Source organism: Virgibacillus sp. AGTR, from assembly GCF_016919725.2.
Taxonomy (GTDB): Bacteria; Bacillota; Bacilli; order Bacillales; family Amphibacillaceae; genus Virgibacillus; species Virgibacillus salarius.
Window position 1 is genome coordinate 33,423 of record NZ_JAJERH010000011.1, and the last position, 19,003, is coordinate 52,425.

The following is a 19,003-nucleotide window of genomic DNA, read 5'->3' on the forward strand; positions in this document are numbered from 1 at the left end:
ACTTTTGTTCGCTTGTTGTTTTAAGTATTACACGAACATACGATCTTGTCAAGGTGTTTTTCGAACGAACGTTTGCATTTCCAACAACCCGATGGTAAACTAGTTATAATTAATCCTATGTGCGAGGTGATCAATACATGACTAAACTATCGAAAAGGCAGCAAATGATACTTGACTACATTAAAGATGAAGTAACAAAAAAAGGATACCCACCTTCTGTACGTGAAATTGCCGAAGCCGTTGGACTAGCATCTAGTTCAACTGTTCATGGTCATCTTTCCAGGCTAGAAAGTAAGGGTTTTATTCGCAGAGATCCTACTAAGCCTAGAGCTATAGAGGTATTAGATCTTTCTCAAGATAATAATATACCTAGAAATGAAGCGCGCTATGCACCAGTCATTGGAAAAGTTACTGCCGGTCTTCCAATAACAGCAGTAGAGAATATTGAGGAATTTATTCCATTGCCATCCAATAGTGCGAGTCCAGATGATAACTTATTTGTACTTGTCATTGAAGGTGAAAGTATGATAGAAGCCGGTATTTTGGATGGAGACATGGTAATAGTAAAGCAACAGAACACTGCTATCAACAGTGATATCGTTGTAGCGATGACAGATGAAAATGAGGCAACGGTTAAACGTTTCTTTAAAGAAAAGGATCATATTCGTTTACAGCCTGAAAATTCAACAATGGAACCACTTATTTACGATAACGTAACGATTCTAGGTAAGGTTATCGGTCTATATAGAAACATCCATTAAAAACTGCCAATTGGCAGTTTTTTTATAGTCTAGGAAATAAAATTTGTCTATGTGGATAAAGATGGGCGTGAGCCATGTCTAGCTCCTGCACCCAGAAACGAGGTGATTTCACGAATCGCCCTAAGACCGGAGAAGACCAGGGGCTAAAAAATTGCCAATCATGTGAAGTCAAATGTGACACCTGGGGATATTATTTTACTGGATGACTCTGGTGGAAATCGTAGTCAAACAGTTGAATCATTAGAGGACATATTGGCTTATTTTCAAAGATTGAATTACCAAATGGTAACGGTCTTTGAATTACTCCTCTATGGTAGTACTAATCAGTTTAATCCATTGCTCTTTTATCCATAAAATCAAGACTATTATACATAGCCTTCTGAGTAGAAGGCATATTTTTTCCTTCATAAACATGATTGTTACCGCATTTAATTGGCTATCAGACAAAATAAAACGTTTATCATAAGACACAAGCCATCTCAAATATATGAACATTGAATATATTAGCATTATATCAATGAAAAGAAGGAAATAATATGTGGAAAAATAGTAGATGTGGTGGAAGAAATGATGATGTAGCAGGTGTGACAGACGCAAACGGCGATGACTTCGGTGGTGACGTTATTATAAATGATAATGACAACGATCTAAAATCGAGGAATCGAAATGTACCTTTGCAAAAATCTCTAATAGTGGGAATCCTATGTAGATGTCAGCTCTGATGCTGATTCAAGGAGAAAGAAGAAGAAAAAGAAAAAATATAGTGGGATATATTCTTATGTATCCCACTTATCCTTTAAAAGGTGAGTGATTTTTAATGGAGAGACCTAATCTATTTTCGTTAAAACCATATGACGACGGTTTTCCAGATCAACACATTACAAATAAATCCGTTGTTAAACATAGCGGTAATTCAGATGTCGATGTAAATGTGCATGTCGACACCAAACCGATCGCCTACGCTATGCTATGTACACTATTAGCTTCTAAGCAAATATCCAATGAAGAATTTGAAGAGGCGGTTAGTAGACTAGATAAATTAACAAATCGAGAGAAACGAAAAATGAAAAATGTAGATGACTTTATCAGGCCAAAGTTAAATAAGCGATGAAATTAAGAAGACTTTCTTCTTGATTTCATCGCTAAATCTTTGACTAACTCTACAATACATATTTCATAAACTCAATTTGAATCCTTATATTATTTATCGGTTATTTTTTTATAGCTATCCATATTATAAAAAAGATACGCTATCATAATTAAAAATAAGTAGATAAAAAAGTCATAGAATGTTGACCAACCCTTTGGATTATAAAAATCAATTGCATTAAATAAATTCATTCCTCCAAATGCGGCGATTGCAGCAAAAATACTACCTTTTAATAACGGATTCCAGTTTGGCTTAATTTGTAGAACAAACATGACTGCAACGGGAGCCATTGCCAAGTGATATGGAAGAAATAATAAAGGTGATATTGGAGAGAATTTCATAGGATAAGACCATAAACCATATGATAAAGCAATAAGGTCAATTAACAATGAAAGAATGATGGTGATAAATCTCCCGATTAAAAGCCGCCCTGTACTTTTCTTATTCCTAAACAAGAACCAAATGAGCCAAGGTATGATAAATAATCCAATACCTAGCCACCATTGCCATGAAAACAAAAATGCGTTAAATACAGCATCTACCATTAAGCGATTCACTTCAACTAATTGATTATAAGCATTTTCTGTTTGTTGTAATCCTTCGTTAACTGTCACTATTATCCCTCCGTTATAAACATAGCTTGTGTAATTTATTACCATTTATGTATAGTCAAATGAACTTGATTAATTAAAAAATGCTCATAGTAATATATAAAGTAAATAAGCTCTCTTCAAATCCCCTTTTCAATTCGTCGACTCTATTCTTGCAAGATTGTAAGAATGATGTAAGGAAAATAAATACCATATTGTAAATAAAATAACTATACTTTCCTCAGAACCCTAAGGAGGAAAGTTTTATGAATCTTAATCAAATGAATATTGACTTGTTTCGAATGGTGAATAATCTAGGTAAGGAGTTTTCCATACTAAATCCAATTATGACGTTCATTGCTGAATATATGATATTTTTTTTAGTTCTAGGCATCGTCATTTTCTGGTTTAGAAGACAAAAAAACAATCAGCTTATGATTATTTGCGGCTCCATTACGTTTGTGTTAGCAGAAATAGTCGGAAAATTTGTAGGGAAATTCCATTCTAATCATCAACCTTTTGCTGAACTTGCTAATGTCCATAAGCTTGTAGAACATACGGTAGATAATTCTTTTCCAAGTGATCATACGATATTCTTCTTTTCTTTTTGTATGACTTTCTGGCTTTTCAAAAAGCAAGCGAAGGTGTTTTGGATGATGTTAGCCTTGATTTTAGGACTATCACGAATTTGGGTAGGTGTACATTATCCAGCAGATGTCTTTGTAGGAGCCATAATTAGTATTCTAGTTGCAATACTTGTGTATCAAATAGTACCGAAGCTTACTATTATAAGGAAATTGTTAGTTATTTACGAAAAAGGAGAGCGATTAATACTGCCAGCAAAAATGAAATCTAAAGAGCATTAACATATAAAAGGATAATAAAAATAAGCGATACTCCTCTTTCTTAACGTTTTTAATTTATACATAGAAATATAAGAAACAGAAGCTTACTCTCTTTATTGTGTCAGAGTTACAAGCTTCTGTTTTTCATTACTGTTTATTCTTCATATAACTGGCAGCAAGACCCCCACTTCAAGCAATAAAGTGAAAAACATTGGTAAGCGATGGATCCACTTCCAGTAAATGCAAAATTTTTTAAGTTATATCCTTGTGGTACTAACAATCAGTAGTGAAAAGAAAGTCCCCCCCACTGATTGAAGTTTCACCTTCTAAGAAGTTTGGTACATATTATCAGAATAACTAAATAGATCTATTGCTAGTTAACCGAGAAATTATGGAGTTTGCAAATCCCCTAAGATAAGGGTATTCATTAATAACACAGGCTGGTATAGAAAAAGTTTGAGCTTTATCCCTATTACCAGATGATAGAATCTAGTAATTTTTACATCTATAGACTTAAAAAGCCGATTTTCCTTACTACATTGATTACGTAATTTCTCCCCCTTGCCATTAACCTCATCAAGAATATAACTGGCTTGTTTGTACAAAACCAGCACAAAAGTTCTTTCTTCTATCATCCTGCTGATTCTTAAGAATTACTATTAGGAATATATACTATTGACATTTAAAAACTAAAGATATATAGTATAAATATATGCGATATGTGATCTACGTCTTAATTGACAGAAAATTACGTTAAACAAGAAAATTTCTTAGCACTTTAATAATCTACTATATGTCAACATAGCTTTCTAACTGACTATATTGACATATGTGAGATGTATGTAACGTAATTATTTTGGTTTTACCTTATTCATTCAAAAGGCTTCTAATATAACAACGCCTGCAATAATGAATAATAGACCTCTTAATTTACGAAAAGAAAATTCTTCTTTGTATACGATTATATTAAATAAATTATTAAAGACAATAGACAGTCCTGACCATATCGCAAAGGCTATACCCATATTCATGTATTTTATAGCAATGGATAATAGCGTTATAGCTGCCATAAACGAAACTAATGCTGACAATATGTACCTTATTTTTGTCATGCCATCTGTTTTTTTGACAAATATATGGCCAACAACAGCACAAATGGTTGATATCATTAAGAGAGATATTCCCATTTCTGCACCACTCCTTTTTGTTTAGGGTTTTTACTAAGGTTAACTACACCTATTAGGATCAAAATAATACCTATTAATTTAAGTGTGGAAATTTTTTCATCAAATGCAAAAAAACCTATTAAAAGGATTATAATCGTCCCAAGTCCAGCAAACAATGCCCCAACTACTCCTACTTCTTTTCCTCTAGTATTCCACATATATAATAAAATAGAGGATAAATAAAAAGTAATCGCAATGATCGTTGGGATAAGCTTGGTTAGTCCGTAGGAATAATTTAAAAAAATTACACCGATTACCTCAAAAATAACAGCTAGTCCTAAACCTATCCAAAATCTCAAATAATTACCCCCTTTATATAAAAATATATACATCTTCCAATATAACAATAGGTTTAATGAATATCAATAAACGAATAAAATGTCGGAATAGTAAGCATTACATGAAGATATTTACATCATGAATTCTATCATACGCAAAAAAACCGTAAATGAAAGATATTTACGGTTTTTACTATTCGCTACCAAATATCGTATTTTGATTTTCATTGCCTATCGTATCCAGCATTATCACAGGTAGTAACATTCCCACTTCAAGGAAAGCCAATATTAGTAAGTGAGGGATCGGCTGCCAGTAATTGTCCGATTGGTATAAGGGCCATTAGGTCATACCCTTGTGGTACTAACAATCAGTGGGGAATAAACAGAATCCCCACTGATGATAGTTTCATTTTATTTTTTACATATAGATCAATTTGTGTAACTTGTCTTTAGATCATTTTAGTGAGCAATCAAATTTACTTGTCAAGCTTACTTAGCTCCCATCAACATACCTGTGTATATTTAATAGAATGGAACTCACAGTTTTTCTTTCGCATCTTCTGGTATAGTATCATATGGAACTTCCTCCCATTCCTTTACATAACTACGTTTAGTTGTTAAGCGAATATAAGCTCCCTCCCGTAGTTTTTTACTAGCCGAAAATGTTACAGTTCGTACATCACCAGATTTTTCATACCCCGATAATGTATATTCATATCTTGGTCCTTCCATCTCTTTAGCAGTACCGTCAATTTTTACGTAAACACTCGTCTTAGGAATAAGAGGATTAAGCATATCTGCTACTTCATTTTTTACTAACGCAGTAAAGGCAAACAGAGCTATAACTATAATGGCTAGCAAAATGAATAGTATCCTCAACATATTCTTCATCTACATCACCCCACTTTTAATATCATATTTATTCATAGCTTAAAAGATCAGATAGCTACTAGCCATAGAATTACCTTTCATCTTGATGACATTATTGTAAGAATGAATGATCTACTGTCAATATTCACTCGAAATAGAACGCTTATGCTTTCCTCCTGTTCAATATACGTAAGCTCTTGTCCGTTATAGTTGGTATTTTATCCCGCATATAACTGGCAGTAACACCCCAACTGATTGAAGTTTCAATTTATCAGTATTTTGCTTTTCATTTTAGCTTTCACTTTTGCTCATGCGTACTCTTCATTGGAAAAATTGACATTTCATTCATACATGTTAAAATGTTGTTAACCGGTTAACAAAAATAAAGGAGGTACACATGAAAACTTCTGAGATAGAAAAAGCAATTGCTGCAATTGAAAATTTTATTGTACAACGTGAGAAAAAATTAAAGAGCTCTAACTATACTTCTTACAAAGATTCAATCGATGGAAATAAATGGACCTTAACACAAATGCATATTGTCTCTTTGATTAAGAATAATCCAACACGGGTTAACAATGCATTTTTAGCAAAAAGCTTAGGGATTTCTAGACCAGCTGTTTCTAAAGCGATTCACACCTTAATTGAGAAAAATATGATCATTGCAGAGAAGAAAATATCTAATCAGAAAGCCATTTATTACGCTTTAACTGATTCAGGACACAAGTTATCGATCATCCATGACAAACTACATCAAACAGCTAAAGAGCGGTATTCTAAATTACTTGATCAATTTTCTGAATCTGAATTAAAAGTTATCATAAGATTTTTGGACGCTTGGTCTGGTCAAATTATCCAAGGAGGAAAAGATGATGAATAAAAAACAAGCATATCAATTTTTTACGGAAGTTTATCAGGAAATTATTGTGAACTTAAATATTAATCAAATTCCTGAATATTTTAGTGAACAATACATTCAAGTAACCGATGGAGTGCGTACAAATATGATTGATTTCACAAATCATATCGTCACATTAAAAGAGCATGTAGCAGCCATGTCAGTTTCTCCTTTTTATGATTTTCTGTTTGACGAAGCCAAACAAACAGTAACTCTCAGATATATTGTTCATGTAAATAAGAAAAACGGAGAAACGGGCGATGTTGAAGTAATAGCGATTTTTGAATTAGCTAACAATAAAATCATACGTTGTAACGAAATGACTTGTCCTTTGAGCAACAATAAAGAACTTGAGAATATTGGAACTATAAATACTAATTAACGTTAATTTATTTTTCATACCGTTCAGAAAAGCCCCGTCCATTATTGAGACGGGGCTTTTCTAAACTAAAGTAAACGTAATTCATCATTATACATTTGCTAAAATCATACTGTTTTAGTGAATGTCAAAAACGATAATCAACTAGCATAATAACAGCATCCTATATTCGCAATTGAGATTTTGTTGCAATAATGATTGCAACATCAAGAATGGTATTCCTAGCTGCTAGACTGATACCAGTGAGTTGAAAAAAACATGATTTACTCCAACGTAACATTTACAATGCGAATCTACATTTGCTTGTAATAACCTTCTATATAAATTCTCACCTTTGCTTGCGCTAATAAGCTCGTTCATTGGATGTATGCCATATTAAAAAGCAAGAAAGTATTGTAGATATGTCATAGTTATTACTAAATATCTAAATTTTCAAACGAGTTTAATGCAGAAACAAACGACGATTTTTTACATGACGGTTTAGCCGCGGGAGAAACGGTTGTAGATTTTTACATAGAATCCATTCCTGCAGATGCAATGATCGATTATTCTGTACCCTTTTATAATCTAAGTGAAGAAGACAAACTTGTCGATAATTTTGACCAAGGTTCCATCGTTCACAAGGACAAAAAATGGTATGCTGTAAGTAAATCATATATTGGCCATAGTTACAGTGGTTGGAAATATGCTGCTGGTTCCACAATAAGTGGTGGTTTTTTAACTGCTTCCCATATTAAATCTGTTTCGAACACGTATTCTGGTTCTTTGACGGTAACTAAAAATGCGTAAACTTCATTTGTTGGTTTTAGTATTGGAAAATCTTATAGCAGAACCGTCAGTTATATATCTCCTTCTTATCCTTACGGAAGATACAGATTAGAATATAGACATGTATATAAAACCTATAAGGTGAAACAAGAGCAAAAATACGCTACAAAATATGTCTATGCGAAAAAATGGGTTGAACGTCAATATCGTGTAGTTAAGTTTTAATGTATATATTACTAAGGGAGAAATAAAAATTATGAACAAAATAAATGTGGGAATTTCGTTTCTATATATGGCTACCTTTCTTTATGGAGTACGTTATATTTCAGGCGCAATGGGGGTTATAAGTTCAACAGAATGGAGCGATGAAGTATTCGCAGAACATATGTTATTTATTCCAGACGGTTTAATGATTGCTACTGTAATTACTTTAATTTTAGGTATTGTTTTTTTTGTGTGGGGATTGGTAGATAATTTCAAAAAAAATTAAATCTATTCATTTTTATGTTCTGAATTATTGTATTAATCCCGTAGATTTTAAAGTTGAATAAAATGCATAGGCTGTCTCGAAAGTTTAAAGTACACTTTAGATAATAAATTCAATGTTACATAGACAACATCCCGCACTACTTTTTTAGTGATCCGGGATGTTTTTTCGGATCTAACCAACTCGGGCGAACCTTCTTGAGACAGTATCTTATAAAATAAAATGTCAGTTATGGATTCATAGAAGTGTAGATATACACTGCTGTCATTAGTGCCTGGTTGTTCTAATTTTGCATAAATTTTAATTATCCGTATCATCTCTCCTTGGTGGTACCCCATTTACTGTTTGTTTTTAAAGAAATGCCCCCTACTTAAAGGATTAGACCACAAAGCATGTATTCAAGCTGATACAATTAAACTTTAATCTTATTTCTGCACTTTTATTCGTAAAACTAAATCATATTTTTATGCTAAAATTAAGTAGCTCGATGATGCTAAATAGTAGTTTCTTTAAAGGACGACTTTTCGGTGCATCAATTGTCGGATATAGACATTCTTTTTTTTATATAGTAAGTATTGAAAGGGGAAAGAATACGTGGAATGGCTAGATAGAATGAATTATGCACTAGACTACATTGAAGATAACCTAGTTCAAGATATAGACTATAAAAAGATCGCACAAGCCGCTTGTTGTTCTGAGTATCATTTTTCTAGAATGTTTTCATCTATAGCAGGTATACCCTTATCAGAATATATAAGAAGGCGTCGTTTAACTCTCGCTGCATTTGAAATCCAACAAAGTGAGAGTCGCATCATCGATATTGCAATGAAATATGGTTATTCATCTGCTGATTCTTTTTCTCGTGCATTTCAAAAAATGCATGGAGTAAAACCTTCAGCGATAAGAAAAAAGAGCATACCATTAAAAGCCTATCCTAGAATCACCTTTCAAATAACGATTAAAGGAGATTCCGAAATGGATTATAGAATTGAAAATGTAGAATTTGATTTGAGAATTGTTGGTAGGAGTAATACTATAAAAACAAGTCGTGCGTTTAAAACAATACCATCACTCTGGAATGCCTCAAAAAAGAATGGTTTTACTAAAAAGTTAATCGATATGTCATGGGAAAATCCCAAATGTACATTAGAAGGTCTTCTAGGTATTTGTGGAAAAGAAGCTGCTATAACAGAGGAAAAGTTTAATTATTTTATGGGAGTAAGATATAATGAAGAGCCTCCCACTGAGATGGAAACGTTGATAATTCCTGCAAGTCTATGGGTGGTCTTTCCAAACATCGTAGATGCTTGGAAAAGGTTATATACAGAATGGGTCCCCAATTCAGGCTACGAACTTGCTAACCTGCCATGCATCGAGTGTTATTATGGACCAAAGCATAAACCAAGACACGAATTATGGGTTCCTATCTTAGCTAAACCACCTAAAAATTGAGTAACAGTTCTACCATAAGGAGGATAGGATCTAATAGAAGGATTAACGAAAGTATCTAATAAAAAATTCCCCGGTTTGCTAACATCACTATAGCGGTATTTATCTGAAAATAAGTAGCAACGTTTAAGGTAGAAGTCTTCTGTTTATGAAAGAACCTAAGCAAAAAGAACCCATTTTGAATAATATCCAAAATGGGTTCTTCAACTACTAGAACTATCTTTGTATGAATTATTTTTTTACAGCTTCAAAAGTAATTAATTTGGTTTGTTTCGAAGGTGGTTTTTGATAATTGTACTCTGCCGAACATGTTACTTGAGAGAATCCTATTTTCTCCAAAAGTAGTTTGAATTCTTCCACCCCATACCAACGTATGACAAACTTCTGTAATTCCGTGTCTTGTAATTCACCTTTTTTCCATTTTTCATACCTTAAGTGAGATAATGTATATTGTTCAACCCAATCAATTTCAATTGATTTGTTTTCCAATATGATACCTTCATTACTAGATAAAGAAAAAGTTGAAGTGAAAATTTCTCCTGTATTCCAATCACTTGGTATTAATAGATCAAGTATTAAGCGTCCATTTGGGATAAGATGATTATAGAAACACTTTAAAGCATTTTTAGCATCTTTTATATTCTCTATTAAACAAAAAGAACCAGTTGGAATCACAATTACCTCATATTTTAAAGGCAATGAAAAATCACATATATTAGCTTCATATAAATTTGGCTTTAATCCTCTTTTGTCACAACGTTTACGACAAGAGGCTAACATCTCGCTAGAATAATCAATACCATCAGCATGATAACCTTTTTCTAACAAAGGAATTAAGAATCGTCCTGATCCTGATGCCGCCTCTAGTATCCGTCCCTTTGTACCTTTTAGTCTCTCAAAATAGTACTCAATATCACCTTGTACGGAATGACCAACTGGTTTAGTGAAATCATAAAGCTCTGTACTTAACTTACCATAATAACTAAACAATTCAATTCCTCCGATTTTTTATGCGGAAGAATATTATTTGGTTTATTAACTCTTCCGCACCTTTATAGTATTGGTTATGTAAAAAGAGCAGACTTTCATAATGTTTCACTCACTTTCTATTAAAATATAAACTAAGTATATATTTTAATGGATGATATTACAAATATTTTCAAATAATTCGACATAGAAATAGCTTTACCAGACATGTTATCCCAACAAATATATAACAAGTATCATTTAGTGCTTGTACCCTAAATATGCGTATAAATCGAACTTAAAGACTAAGCAAATAAATTGTTACAATAAAGCAATATATAAGAAATCAAAATAATTAATTTGTTTATAACAAAGAATATTAAAATATAAGGAGATTCCTGGATTAATCTAGTCTTGAATTGAGCATAATTACGTGCTATTTATTTTAATTTATAAATCATCTGTATAATTAATAGGCAGATGATTATCAGTAAAAGATTTTCAGCTATTTTTTGAGGGATTTTAGGTAGAAGTAGAAGACCTATCTGCGAACCAATAATAGAACCAATAGCCATTGAAATTGCATAAGACCATATGATAAATCCTGTTTGAAAAAATACAATAAATCCCCCTGCACAACTTCCTAGGATTAGAACCCTCGTCATTTGGACAGCCTTCATATAAGTATGGCTGTTTTTCATATAATAAATAATACTAAATGTAGAAGAACCTGGGCCAAATCCCCCATCATAGGCAGCCACAAACAAAGGAATATATAAATTCATCTTATATGTAAGAGGCTGTTGATTAAATTGGATATTAGCTGTCCATTTCTTATTTATCAATGTCACTATTAATGCAAGATTAAGTAATAAGAATGCTACAATATTCATCGTCTTTTCATGAATATGGGAAGTTAATAACGATCCACCCATTCCTCCTAAAAATGCTACTAATAAATTACTCATTATAGACCTTATTGAAAGCTCCTTATGACGAATGAGATAAAATACACTTGAAAATGCAGCTATGCCAGAGGAGAACTTGTTCGTAGCAATACTCGTTTGAATTGGAATACCAGTTAACATCATACCTGGTATAGTAATTAAACCAGCTCCTCCCGCTAAAGTCCCCAAAAAAGAGGCTCCTAATCCAATAAGAATTAAAACGAAGAAATGATAGCTGCCTCCTTTTATTTCCCATATCCATGTTCCAATGCCAATTATTGACATAACAGTAAGGAAGGAAATGACATATATTTTTCTATGCCTCTTTTGTTTTCTCTGGTGTGTGAATTCTTCTTCACCGATTGGTGTATTCAATATTTCTCCCCCCCCCTTTACTACCCTTTATATAAATGGTATACATTATATAATGATAAATCTAATATATATTTTAAATTTTTTTATAAGATTTTTTTATGAAAGGGTTTTATCAATGAATCTTCACTCACTTCGAATATTTACTACTGTGGCATCTATAAGGAGTGTTACCGAGGCTGCAAGAGTTCTTTCTATTAGTCAACCTGCTGTAACCATTCAAATACGTAATTTAGAAAAAGAAACAGGATTGAAGTTAATTAAAGCAGAAGGAAGAGGAATAAAACTGACTAAAGAGGGGCAATTTTTATTTAAACACGCTGAACGTTTATTTGATATGGAAAAAGACATTGAATATAAACTGAGGCAATTAGAAAATGGAAAACAAGAAAATTTACGGATAGCATCAACTTATTTACCAGCTAATTTTTTATTACCCTTATGGCTAGCTAAACTAAAAAAAGACTCACCCCTAGTAAAAGTAGAACTATATAGTGGTAATTCAAATGAAGTAATTGAACAATTACTTCACTATAAGGCAGACATTGCTTTTGTAGTAAACGAAGATTGGAACCAATCCGACTTAAACCTCCACCACCTAGTGGATATCGATTTTTGGTTTATTGTCCCGATAGGTCACAAATACGATGGAAAAGAGATATTACTATCCGATTTAGTTCAAGAGCCATTTTTATTAAGAGAGGAAGGGAGCTCTACAAGAGAAATTCTTTTTTCATTATGTAGGGTTCACGGTGTTACACCTCCCCGTGTAGGTTTGCAGTTTCATGGTTTAAATGAATCTATTCGTTCAGTTATAGCCGGATATGGTGTAATGCTAGCACCCTCTCTCGCTATACAAGAACACTTGAATCGTAAAGAGGTGGGGAGAGTTAAAGTTAAAGGCGTTGATATTAAACGACCTGTATACCTTTGCAGTCGGAAAGAAGATAAGGAATTATCCCCCAATATAAAAAATTTTCTTGATTTAGTAAAAAAATACTATTAAAAAACTCAATTACTAAAATAACAAGCAAATAAAAGACAAAACGAAAGGGCATGCGTCCAATAAAATACGGTGTCCATCCCCTAACTATAACTAACTATTAGATTACTTCACTAAGTTTAGAGTTTCTAATCATCATCTTTCGTTTACACTTAAAACCTTTAAGTCAGTGTATTACACATTTAGGCTTTTCTCCTTATTTTTCTGTATTTTGTGTAATTTTTCATAACAAATCGTGCCGTCGGCTGTGCAATCAAAACTTCAATCCAAAAAGCTATGAAAAAATTTCGGGCCAGGCATAAAAGAAGTTTTGAATCGGTTCTAGACTTATCTCTTTCATGCCAATCCAAGATCCGATCACTGTTAGTAAAGTAGATAAAATCGTTACACTAAACAATATATGGAATAAAACTCTAGCATTAAAATCGTCTGTTGGTTCAATAAATTTTTCTACTAGCTTATTAACAATCGGATTAAAGTATTTATCACATAATCACCTGAACAATTTCATTTGAAGAATCAGTTCAATGTATAGATTCTATCATCACTCCTTTAAAATAATACGTTTTCAGCGATGGCTTCAGTTCCTTTGGAAAGCAAGACCGTTTTTCTGCGGAATCTTCAGCTCAGCTGTTTCCGAAGGATAAGGAAGATTTCGCAGCGATACATCGCACGCAGAAAAAGCGTTCTTCTTTTTCAAGGAGTCACGTTTTTTGACTATGCTTTTTTATCGTTCAGCTTTGGGGTTAACTATGTTAGTTTCGCCCTAGACCCTACGACTATTAATTTTTAATTAATATTATTACATCATAGTCTACTTCATCTATAAAGTAGCTCCCGCTAAAACTAACTTCAAATCCGCCTGGTCCAGTTAACTTCAAATCTGTTACTATTACCATACTTCTGAATAATCTGCTAAATACTTTAAATATCGAATGATCAAAGTCAGTAATATGTAAGCTATTATCGTATTTAATATAATATCCTTCACCAAAATAACTATCACCATTTATAATAAATTCGCTAATTTGCTTAATAATATTCCCTCCCCTCATCTTCTACTATTCGACAAAAGGGAATATATTCCTGCGTAATTTTACCCAAAAATAAATTACATAACCAAATCTAACAAACTACAATGTAAAGAGAAACGGTGGTACAGGTTCTGATTAAACACATACCACCTTTTTATGGAACCATATATTTTTAAAGACTCCGATTCTAATTCTTATAAAGTAAAATCTAGTTTACTTTACACTTGTCACTGAACGGATTGGCAGTAAGCTTCCGATTAACGCAATAGCTGTAGCTGCTAGAAACATTTTTTCAAAACCAAATACTGCAATTCCCTCCCCACTGCTGAAACAGATTTAATAATAGATAGTAACGAAGTTATCGTCGCTTTTACATTTTGATGGAATGATAGCCGCAAATAACAATAGAAAGCCCTCACTGATTATAGTGAGAGCTTCAGCATAAAATGTGTTTTTCTAACTATTGCACGTAGCTTTTACCGAACATTAAACAATAAAATGAGTAAACCAAGCGATATATTTCGCCCCTGGTATAAACAACAATTGTGCAAGCAGCGTTCCTAATAGCCTCGAGATAATCATCAGCAAGGAAATGTTTTTAAGTGTTTGATAACTTCCTCTCCGGTTAACTACATCGTCAGCTACTATCGAAACCTTTGGATCTACGAAGATAACTAGCAGTATTGTTGCAATCCCATTTATTAAACCTGATGCCATAATTGCTGTGGACGAACGCTCAGGAGCCAGTAATGCTGCGTATAAGGCAGATAGCACGCCAATTGTATAAATTGCGGTTATTATCATATTTACAAAAAACAATCTAATTGGAATATCCTTGAGCGTAGTACCTTTCAAGTATGTAAATCTTGGTAAACTAACATGCTTTAATCCACGCTTCATATACTCTAAAGAAACAATTCTCTTAAATAAAGATGGAACAGAACCTCTCTCTTCAGATAGGTAAATGATTGCCCTTGAGAAGAGTGCTATAAAAGTAGGAAGTAATAGGATTCCAAATACTGTCCCAATTGTTGACGCACCTATGAGAATGCGAAATTGTGTTTCTACAAATTCTTGAGCATTATGAACTGGTGCGGTATCGATTAAACTACCTGTAAAAGGTTGCTGCATCATATTAGCTAATCTTGAAACCATTACCATTATATTAAAGAGAGATAACGCTGAAGCAATCATCTTTACTCTCGCCCCAGATAACCTAACAGCATAAGCGAGCGTTTCAATAGAATGAATGATAAAGATAAATAAAGCTATAACTATTAGTTTTTCAGTTAAAAATTCCAACTCCATACCTTCTTTTTATTCACTAGTGGTGGTTATTACATCTAGTAAAATTCTATAATATAGCATTATAACATCTTATATCACGATGTCTTTATTGATACGAAAAACATACTATGGCTAGATTTATTAACCATAAAATTAATCTTAGCACAAATATTGGTACAATCATAAATCCTTGTTTTTAAAGCGTATTTAAAGGGAAATTTAACGTATGATGATTTTATCCCACATATAACTGGCAGTAAGCCCCCCCCACTGATTGAGGTTTCACTTTATAAAATATTATTTTCGAATTCTTGCAATTATCCCCTTATTAACTTCTATTAACGTTCTAACGTTTATCTTTACTAATGAATTAATGGAGCCTCCACCTGTATAAACATATTCTAATTCTGTTACTTTTGGATCGATTAAAAAGGTTGCAGCAAAACCAAAAGATGGAACTCCTCCTATTGGATAACCTGTTTGTCGTAATACCTCATCCTCATCCGCTAGACGTGGACGATCTATATGTAATGCCTTGCCTACCCTTGATGTACTTGCTCTGTCTTGACCATTGACAATTGCTACAATTAATTGACCTTCTTTACTAATCATGCAAATATTCTTAACAAACTCGCAGATTCTACCTCCTACAGCATTTGCAGCTTCCCGAACGGAGTGACAGGACTCGTTTACTTCCAGATATTCTACATCTAAATGATTATCATCAATATACTGTTTTATTTTTTGACCTGATTTCATCCGAATAGTCCCCCTTGTCATGTTAAGTTATTTTACTAATTACTAGCTATATTGTCTAGTTTCTTTACGAAGGTACAGTAAATACTGGAACATTAATCTTTATAAATGATAATTTTAATGTAGTTTTTTTCATACAATAAACTGAGGTGAAAAAATGGCAAGAGTAAATTATCGAAGTTCTGATGTTGACTTGATGGCAAGGATGATGAGAGCAGAGGCTGAAGGTGAAGGAAAACAAGGAATGTTATATGTTGGAAATGTTATCGTTAATCGTGCTAAAGCAGATTGTCTAGATTTTAGAGATGTTAAAACCATTTCACAAGTTATATTTCAAGTACAAGGAGGGAATTATTCTTTTGAAGCTGTTCAAAAAGGAAATCTCTTTTACAATAGGGTAAGATCTGTTGAAAAAAAACTAGCAAAAAAGAATTTGGATTATTGGAGGGAACATCCAGGGAAATATGCTCTTTGGTATTTTAATCCATATGCACCGTGCCCTCCAACATGGTATGATCAACCTTTTTCTGGTCAATATAAAAACCATTGTTATTATGAACCGGCAGCGGGAAGCTGTGAAAGTGTTTATATCGGAGGCTAAGTTACATTTTCTAACTAATTTTTAACATAATATAATCAAACAAAATATTGAAGCTTTGTAATATCCTCTTAACGTTCCTTTCTATACTGTTCTTTCTCATACGGCTCACAACCTTTCGCATTATGAAAAAGCTGTTTTCCTAAAATGTACAGGAAAACAGCTTTAATGATTCCAAGCTGCTTTTTTAAACGTATTTCTTAAAGAATCTTGCCAAAAAACGCTGTTAACTTAGGTACAGCTTGATTTACATATTCAGGGATATCATACAAAGCAACATGTGTTGCACCTTCAACCCAGAACAATTCCTTTGGACCATTTGATAATTCGTAGAATTGTTCACTATAACTGCGTGTGTCAGCTTCTGTTCCATTTGTCTCTACAGTACGCTGCTTCGCAACGACTTCAAGTGTTTGCAATTGCCTTTCAGCACTATCTTCTCCACGTACCATTCACCGAAATCCACTGCACTAACAGTTGCAACTGCTTTGATACGATGTTCCGTTTGAACTGTAGCTACGGAATAACCTCTATGCCATAACAAATAGGCACTATATGCATTGTGAAAAGCCTAACAATTCCTTTTCTCTTCTTTTATAAAGCTAAAATAGAAATATTTTTGCACCTTTAACTTAGGAGAAACATACAATATAAATATAGTACTAGCAACAAGTAAAAGCCCCCACCATGGTGAGGGCTAGACCGTTTTAATAATTCCAACATTTAATAATATGAGTCACAAAAGCGACATTTCTTTTTAAATTTCTTTTCAAATTTCTTTCTACAATGATCACAGCAGTCATGGCTTTCATCATGGAAATAATAAAAACATTCTTTCTTTTTGCAATGGAAACAATCACAATGGAACTTCTTTTTACACCAGTCACAAAGATGATGGTGTTTTTTATTACAAGAATGACAATAACACATAACCATCCTCCTTTCTTTTATTTCATTTTATGAACATACAAAGGAAAATGATTGGACAGGTCTCATAGTATAAATTCCACTAATTTTTAATATATTCCTAAAGTTATATCTTACGGATGAATTACCAAACGTAATAAGGATGGTTTAAATAATCTGTGTTTTTATTCCATCCATAGTTTATTAGATAAGAATAAGACTATATGATACTAGACAACAAGCCAGTTTTCTGTACGTCCAGAGATAAAATGGCTTGTTGCAATTCGTTTGTTTTCTATATAGTTCTTTAGAATGACCTCAGAATCGTCACCCAGTTAACATGGGTGGCCTTTATTTAGTTAAGCTAGTTATAAATAATCTGCTTCACTTTATAAATGGTATAATATAGCAATCGAGAAGAAGTATCGTTTAAAATAATTTGATATAGTTGACAGGATTAAGAAAAATGGTAATAAAATCGCTTAAAAGAACAACTAAATAAAGGGGGATAAATCATGAAAACAACCCGATCAAAAGATGGTACAATGCTAGCTTATGATACCTATGGTAAAGGACCTGCTCTAATTTTTATAACAGGAGCCACTTGTTTCCGCTCATTTGCACCAGTCTTGCATGATGCCAAGGTGTTTGCAGAAGAATTTACAGTCTACAATTATGACAGACGTGGGCGGGGTAACAGTGGTAATACAATGCCATACGCAATGGAACGTGAACTAGAAGACATTGAAGCGATGATAGACGTAGCTGGAGGTAGAGCTAATATATACGGACATTCTTCTGGAGCTATTCTTGCGCTAGAAGCTACAATCCGACTTGGCCAGAAAGTAAAAAAGCTGGTTATGTATGACCCTGCCTATTCAAACGATGAGGCAAACCAAGAAGAATTCAAAGCGTTAAGTCAGGGATTATATAGATTGCTTGATAGTGGTAAGCATGACCAAGCAATCCGTATTTTCTTGGAAGGGATCGGTACACCTAAAGAAGTGATTATGGGTATGCAGCAATCACCACAATGGGAAACGATGGTAGCACTTGCCCCTACCCTTGCCTACGATACTACATTAGCTTTGGATTTACCACCTGTTACACGAGCTGCTCGTCTAACTACACCAACACAAATAATTGTTGGCGAAGAAAGCCCTACCTCTATACATGATACTGCCAACCAACTTAGCAAGGCGATTCCAAACTCATATTTTCAACTAGAAGGACAGGACCATATGCCTAACCCTGAGATGTTGTTACCAGTACTATCAAGATTTTTAAAACCATAGGCTTTAAATAAATTTGCCTCAGGAATAAAAGGTGGAGGATAGTAAATAGTGTTGATCAGCTATAAAAAAATATGAAAAAGTGAGTAATTTATAACAAACATGCAATAAACGTATTACGTAAACTAATACACAAGATGA

At 33.2% G+C, this 19,003-nt stretch carries 23 protein-coding genes; 13 read left to right on the plus strand and 10 right to left on the minus strand.

Translation table 11 applies throughout. From position 1 onward, the window contains the following. Positions 1 to 137 precede the first annotated feature (137 nt). The 4 genes from lexA (at position 138) to JUJ52_RS06890 (ending at position 1,872) form a co-directional block, all read left to right on the plus strand. On the plus strand, positions 138 to 761 hold the full coding sequence (gene lexA, locus JUJ52_RS06875; RefSeq protein ID WP_121605148.1) for a transcriptional repressor LexA: 624 nt from the start codon (positions 138 to 140) through the stop codon (positions 759 to 761). Positions 762 to 935: 174 nt separating this feature from the next. Then, entirely contained in the window at positions 936 to 1,115 is a 180-nt protein-coding gene (locus tag JUJ52_RS06880; protein ID WP_034679961.1) for a polysaccharide deacetylase family protein, read from the plus strand. 182 nt (positions 1,116 to 1,297) lie between these two features. After that, positions 1,298 to 1,483 carry a hypothetical protein gene (locus JUJ52_RS06885; protein WP_121605149.1) on the plus strand — a complete coding sequence of 62 codons (186 nt, stop codon included), beginning with the start codon at positions 1,298 to 1,300 and terminating at the stop codon, positions 1,481 to 1,483. Positions 1,484 to 1,578: 95 nt separating this feature from the next. Beyond that, positions 1,579 to 1,872: a hypothetical protein gene (locus JUJ52_RS06890; RefSeq protein ID WP_226983517.1), complete on the plus strand. Its 294-nt coding sequence runs from the start codon at positions 1,579 to 1,581 to the stop codon at positions 1,870 to 1,872. Between the two features lie 89 nt (positions 1,873 to 1,961). Here JUJ52_RS06890 and JUJ52_RS06895 read toward each other — a convergent pair whose 3' ends face one another. Further along, a complete protein-coding gene (locus JUJ52_RS06895; protein WP_205388564.1) occupies positions 1,962 to 2,525 on the minus strand; it encodes a CBO0543 family protein in 564 nt (187 codons plus the stop codon). Positions 2,526 to 2,767: 242 nt separating this feature from the next. Here JUJ52_RS06895 and JUJ52_RS06900 point away from each other — a divergent pair, with 242 nt between their 5' ends. Further along, positions 2,768 to 3,367 (plus strand): undecaprenyl-diphosphatase, encoded by a 600-nt coding sequence (locus JUJ52_RS06900; protein ID WP_026683143.1) that lies wholly within the window; start codon positions 2,768 to 2,770, stop codon positions 3,365 to 3,367. Between the two features lie 854 nt (positions 3,368 to 4,221). On the opposite strand, the gene JUJ52_RS06905 is transcribed toward JUJ52_RS06900, so the two are convergent. From JUJ52_RS06905 to JUJ52_RS06915, 3 genes are all read right to left on the minus strand, one after another. Further along, positions 4,222 to 4,533, minus strand: coding sequence for a DMT family transporter (locus JUJ52_RS06905; RefSeq protein ID WP_026683141.1), 312 nt, complete (start codon positions 4,531 to 4,533; stop codon positions 4,222 to 4,224). Beyond that, positions 4,515 to 4,871, minus strand: a complete 357-nt coding sequence (locus JUJ52_RS06910) for a DMT family transporter (RefSeq protein WP_166530310.1) — start codon at positions 4,869 to 4,871, stop codon at positions 4,515 to 4,517. Before JUJ52_RS06910 ends, JUJ52_RS06905 begins: the two co-directional genes overlap by 19 nt. Before the next feature lie 516 nt (positions 4,872 to 5,387). Continuing rightward, the gene (locus JUJ52_RS06915) at positions 5,388 to 5,741 is read right to left on the minus strand and encodes a YxeA family protein (RefSeq protein WP_166530311.1); all 354 of its coding nucleotides are present in this window, start codon (positions 5,739 to 5,741) and stop codon (positions 5,388 to 5,390) included. Between the two features lie 376 nt (positions 5,742 to 6,117). Here JUJ52_RS06915 and JUJ52_RS06920 point away from each other — a divergent pair, with 376 nt between their 5' ends. From JUJ52_RS06920 to JUJ52_RS06940, 5 genes are all read left to right on the plus strand, one after another. Further along, on the plus strand, positions 6,118 to 6,600 hold the full coding sequence (locus JUJ52_RS06920) for a MarR family transcriptional regulator (protein ID WP_121605152.1): 483 nt from the start codon (positions 6,118 to 6,120) through the stop codon (positions 6,598 to 6,600). Further along, on the plus strand, positions 6,593 to 7,000 hold the full coding sequence (locus JUJ52_RS06925) for a nuclear transport factor 2 family protein (RefSeq protein ID WP_166530312.1): 408 nt from the start codon (positions 6,593 to 6,595) through the stop codon (positions 6,998 to 7,000). The genes JUJ52_RS06920 and JUJ52_RS06925 overlap by 8 nt, the downstream gene beginning before the upstream one ends. A 534-nt stretch (positions 7,001 to 7,534) precedes the next feature. After that, on the plus strand, positions 7,535 to 7,786 hold the full coding sequence (locus tag JUJ52_RS06930; RefSeq protein ID WP_166530313.1) for a hypothetical protein: 252 nt from the start codon (positions 7,535 to 7,537) through the stop codon (positions 7,784 to 7,786). Between the two features lie 235 nt (positions 7,787 to 8,021). Then, complete coding sequence (locus JUJ52_RS06935) at positions 8,022 to 8,255, plus strand: hypothetical protein (RefSeq protein WP_121605154.1); 234 nt, start codon at positions 8,022 to 8,024, stop codon at positions 8,253 to 8,255. 591 nt (positions 8,256 to 8,846) lie between these two features. After that, positions 8,847 to 9,704, plus strand: a complete 858-nt coding sequence (locus tag JUJ52_RS06940; RefSeq protein ID WP_121605156.1) for an AraC family transcriptional regulator — start codon at positions 8,847 to 8,849, stop codon at positions 9,702 to 9,704. A gap of 228 nt (positions 9,705 to 9,932) precedes the next feature. On the opposite strand, the gene JUJ52_RS06945 is transcribed toward JUJ52_RS06940, so the two are convergent. Then, positions 9,933 to 10,691: a class I SAM-dependent methyltransferase gene (locus JUJ52_RS06945; protein ID WP_121605157.1), complete on the minus strand. Its 759-nt coding sequence runs from the start codon at positions 10,689 to 10,691 to the stop codon at positions 9,933 to 9,935. A gap of 416 nt (positions 10,692 to 11,107) precedes the next feature. Continuing rightward, entirely contained in the window at positions 11,108 to 11,989 is an 882-nt protein-coding gene (locus JUJ52_RS06950; protein WP_226983518.1) for a sulfite exporter TauE/SafE family protein, read from the minus strand. A 115-nt stretch (positions 11,990 to 12,104) separates the two neighbouring features. On the opposite strand from JUJ52_RS06950, the gene JUJ52_RS06955 reads away from it, so the two are divergent. Then, positions 12,105 to 12,992, plus strand: a complete 888-nt coding sequence (locus JUJ52_RS06955) for a LysR family transcriptional regulator (RefSeq protein ID WP_026683129.1) — start codon at positions 12,105 to 12,107, stop codon at positions 12,990 to 12,992. A 779-nt stretch (positions 12,993 to 13,771) separates the two neighbouring features. Here the strand turns inward: JUJ52_RS06955 and JUJ52_RS06960 are convergent. The 3 genes from JUJ52_RS06960 to JUJ52_RS06970 all read right to left on the minus strand — a co-directional run bounded on the left by JUJ52_RS06960 (position 13,772) and on the right by JUJ52_RS06970 (position 16,069). Beyond that, positions 13,772 to 14,044: a hypothetical protein gene (locus tag JUJ52_RS06960; RefSeq protein WP_026683128.1), complete on the minus strand. Its 273-nt coding sequence runs from the start codon at positions 14,042 to 14,044 to the stop codon at positions 13,772 to 13,774. A gap of 465 nt (positions 14,045 to 14,509) precedes the next feature. Beyond that, complete coding sequence (locus JUJ52_RS06965) at positions 14,510 to 15,325, minus strand: lipid II flippase Amj family protein (protein ID WP_026683127.1); 816 nt, start codon at positions 15,323 to 15,325, stop codon at positions 14,510 to 14,512. Between the two features lie 282 nt (positions 15,326 to 15,607). Further along, positions 15,608 to 16,069 (minus strand): aminoacyl-tRNA deacylase, encoded by a 462-nt coding sequence (locus JUJ52_RS06970; RefSeq protein ID WP_026683126.1) that lies wholly within the window; start codon positions 16,067 to 16,069, stop codon positions 15,608 to 15,610. A gap of 154 nt (positions 16,070 to 16,223) precedes the next feature. On the opposite strand from JUJ52_RS06970, the gene JUJ52_RS06975 reads away from it, so the two are divergent. Further along, complete coding sequence (locus tag JUJ52_RS06975) at positions 16,224 to 16,667, plus strand: cell wall hydrolase (protein ID WP_205388565.1); 444 nt, start codon at positions 16,224 to 16,226, stop codon at positions 16,665 to 16,667. A 197-nt stretch (positions 16,668 to 16,864) separates the two neighbouring features. Here JUJ52_RS06975 and JUJ52_RS06980 read toward each other — a convergent pair whose 3' ends face one another. Continuing rightward, the gene (locus JUJ52_RS06980; RefSeq protein ID WP_205388566.1) at positions 16,865 to 17,116 is read right to left on the minus strand and encodes an alpha/beta hydrolase family protein; all 252 of its coding nucleotides are present in this window, start codon (positions 17,114 to 17,116) and stop codon (positions 16,865 to 16,867) included. Between the two features lie 969 nt (positions 17,117 to 18,085). Here JUJ52_RS06980 and JUJ52_RS06985 point away from each other — a divergent pair. After that, complete coding sequence (locus JUJ52_RS06985; protein WP_205388567.1) at positions 18,086 to 18,865, plus strand: alpha/beta fold hydrolase; 780 nt, start codon at positions 18,086 to 18,088, stop codon at positions 18,863 to 18,865. Positions 18,866 to 19,003: the final 138 nt, after the last annotated feature.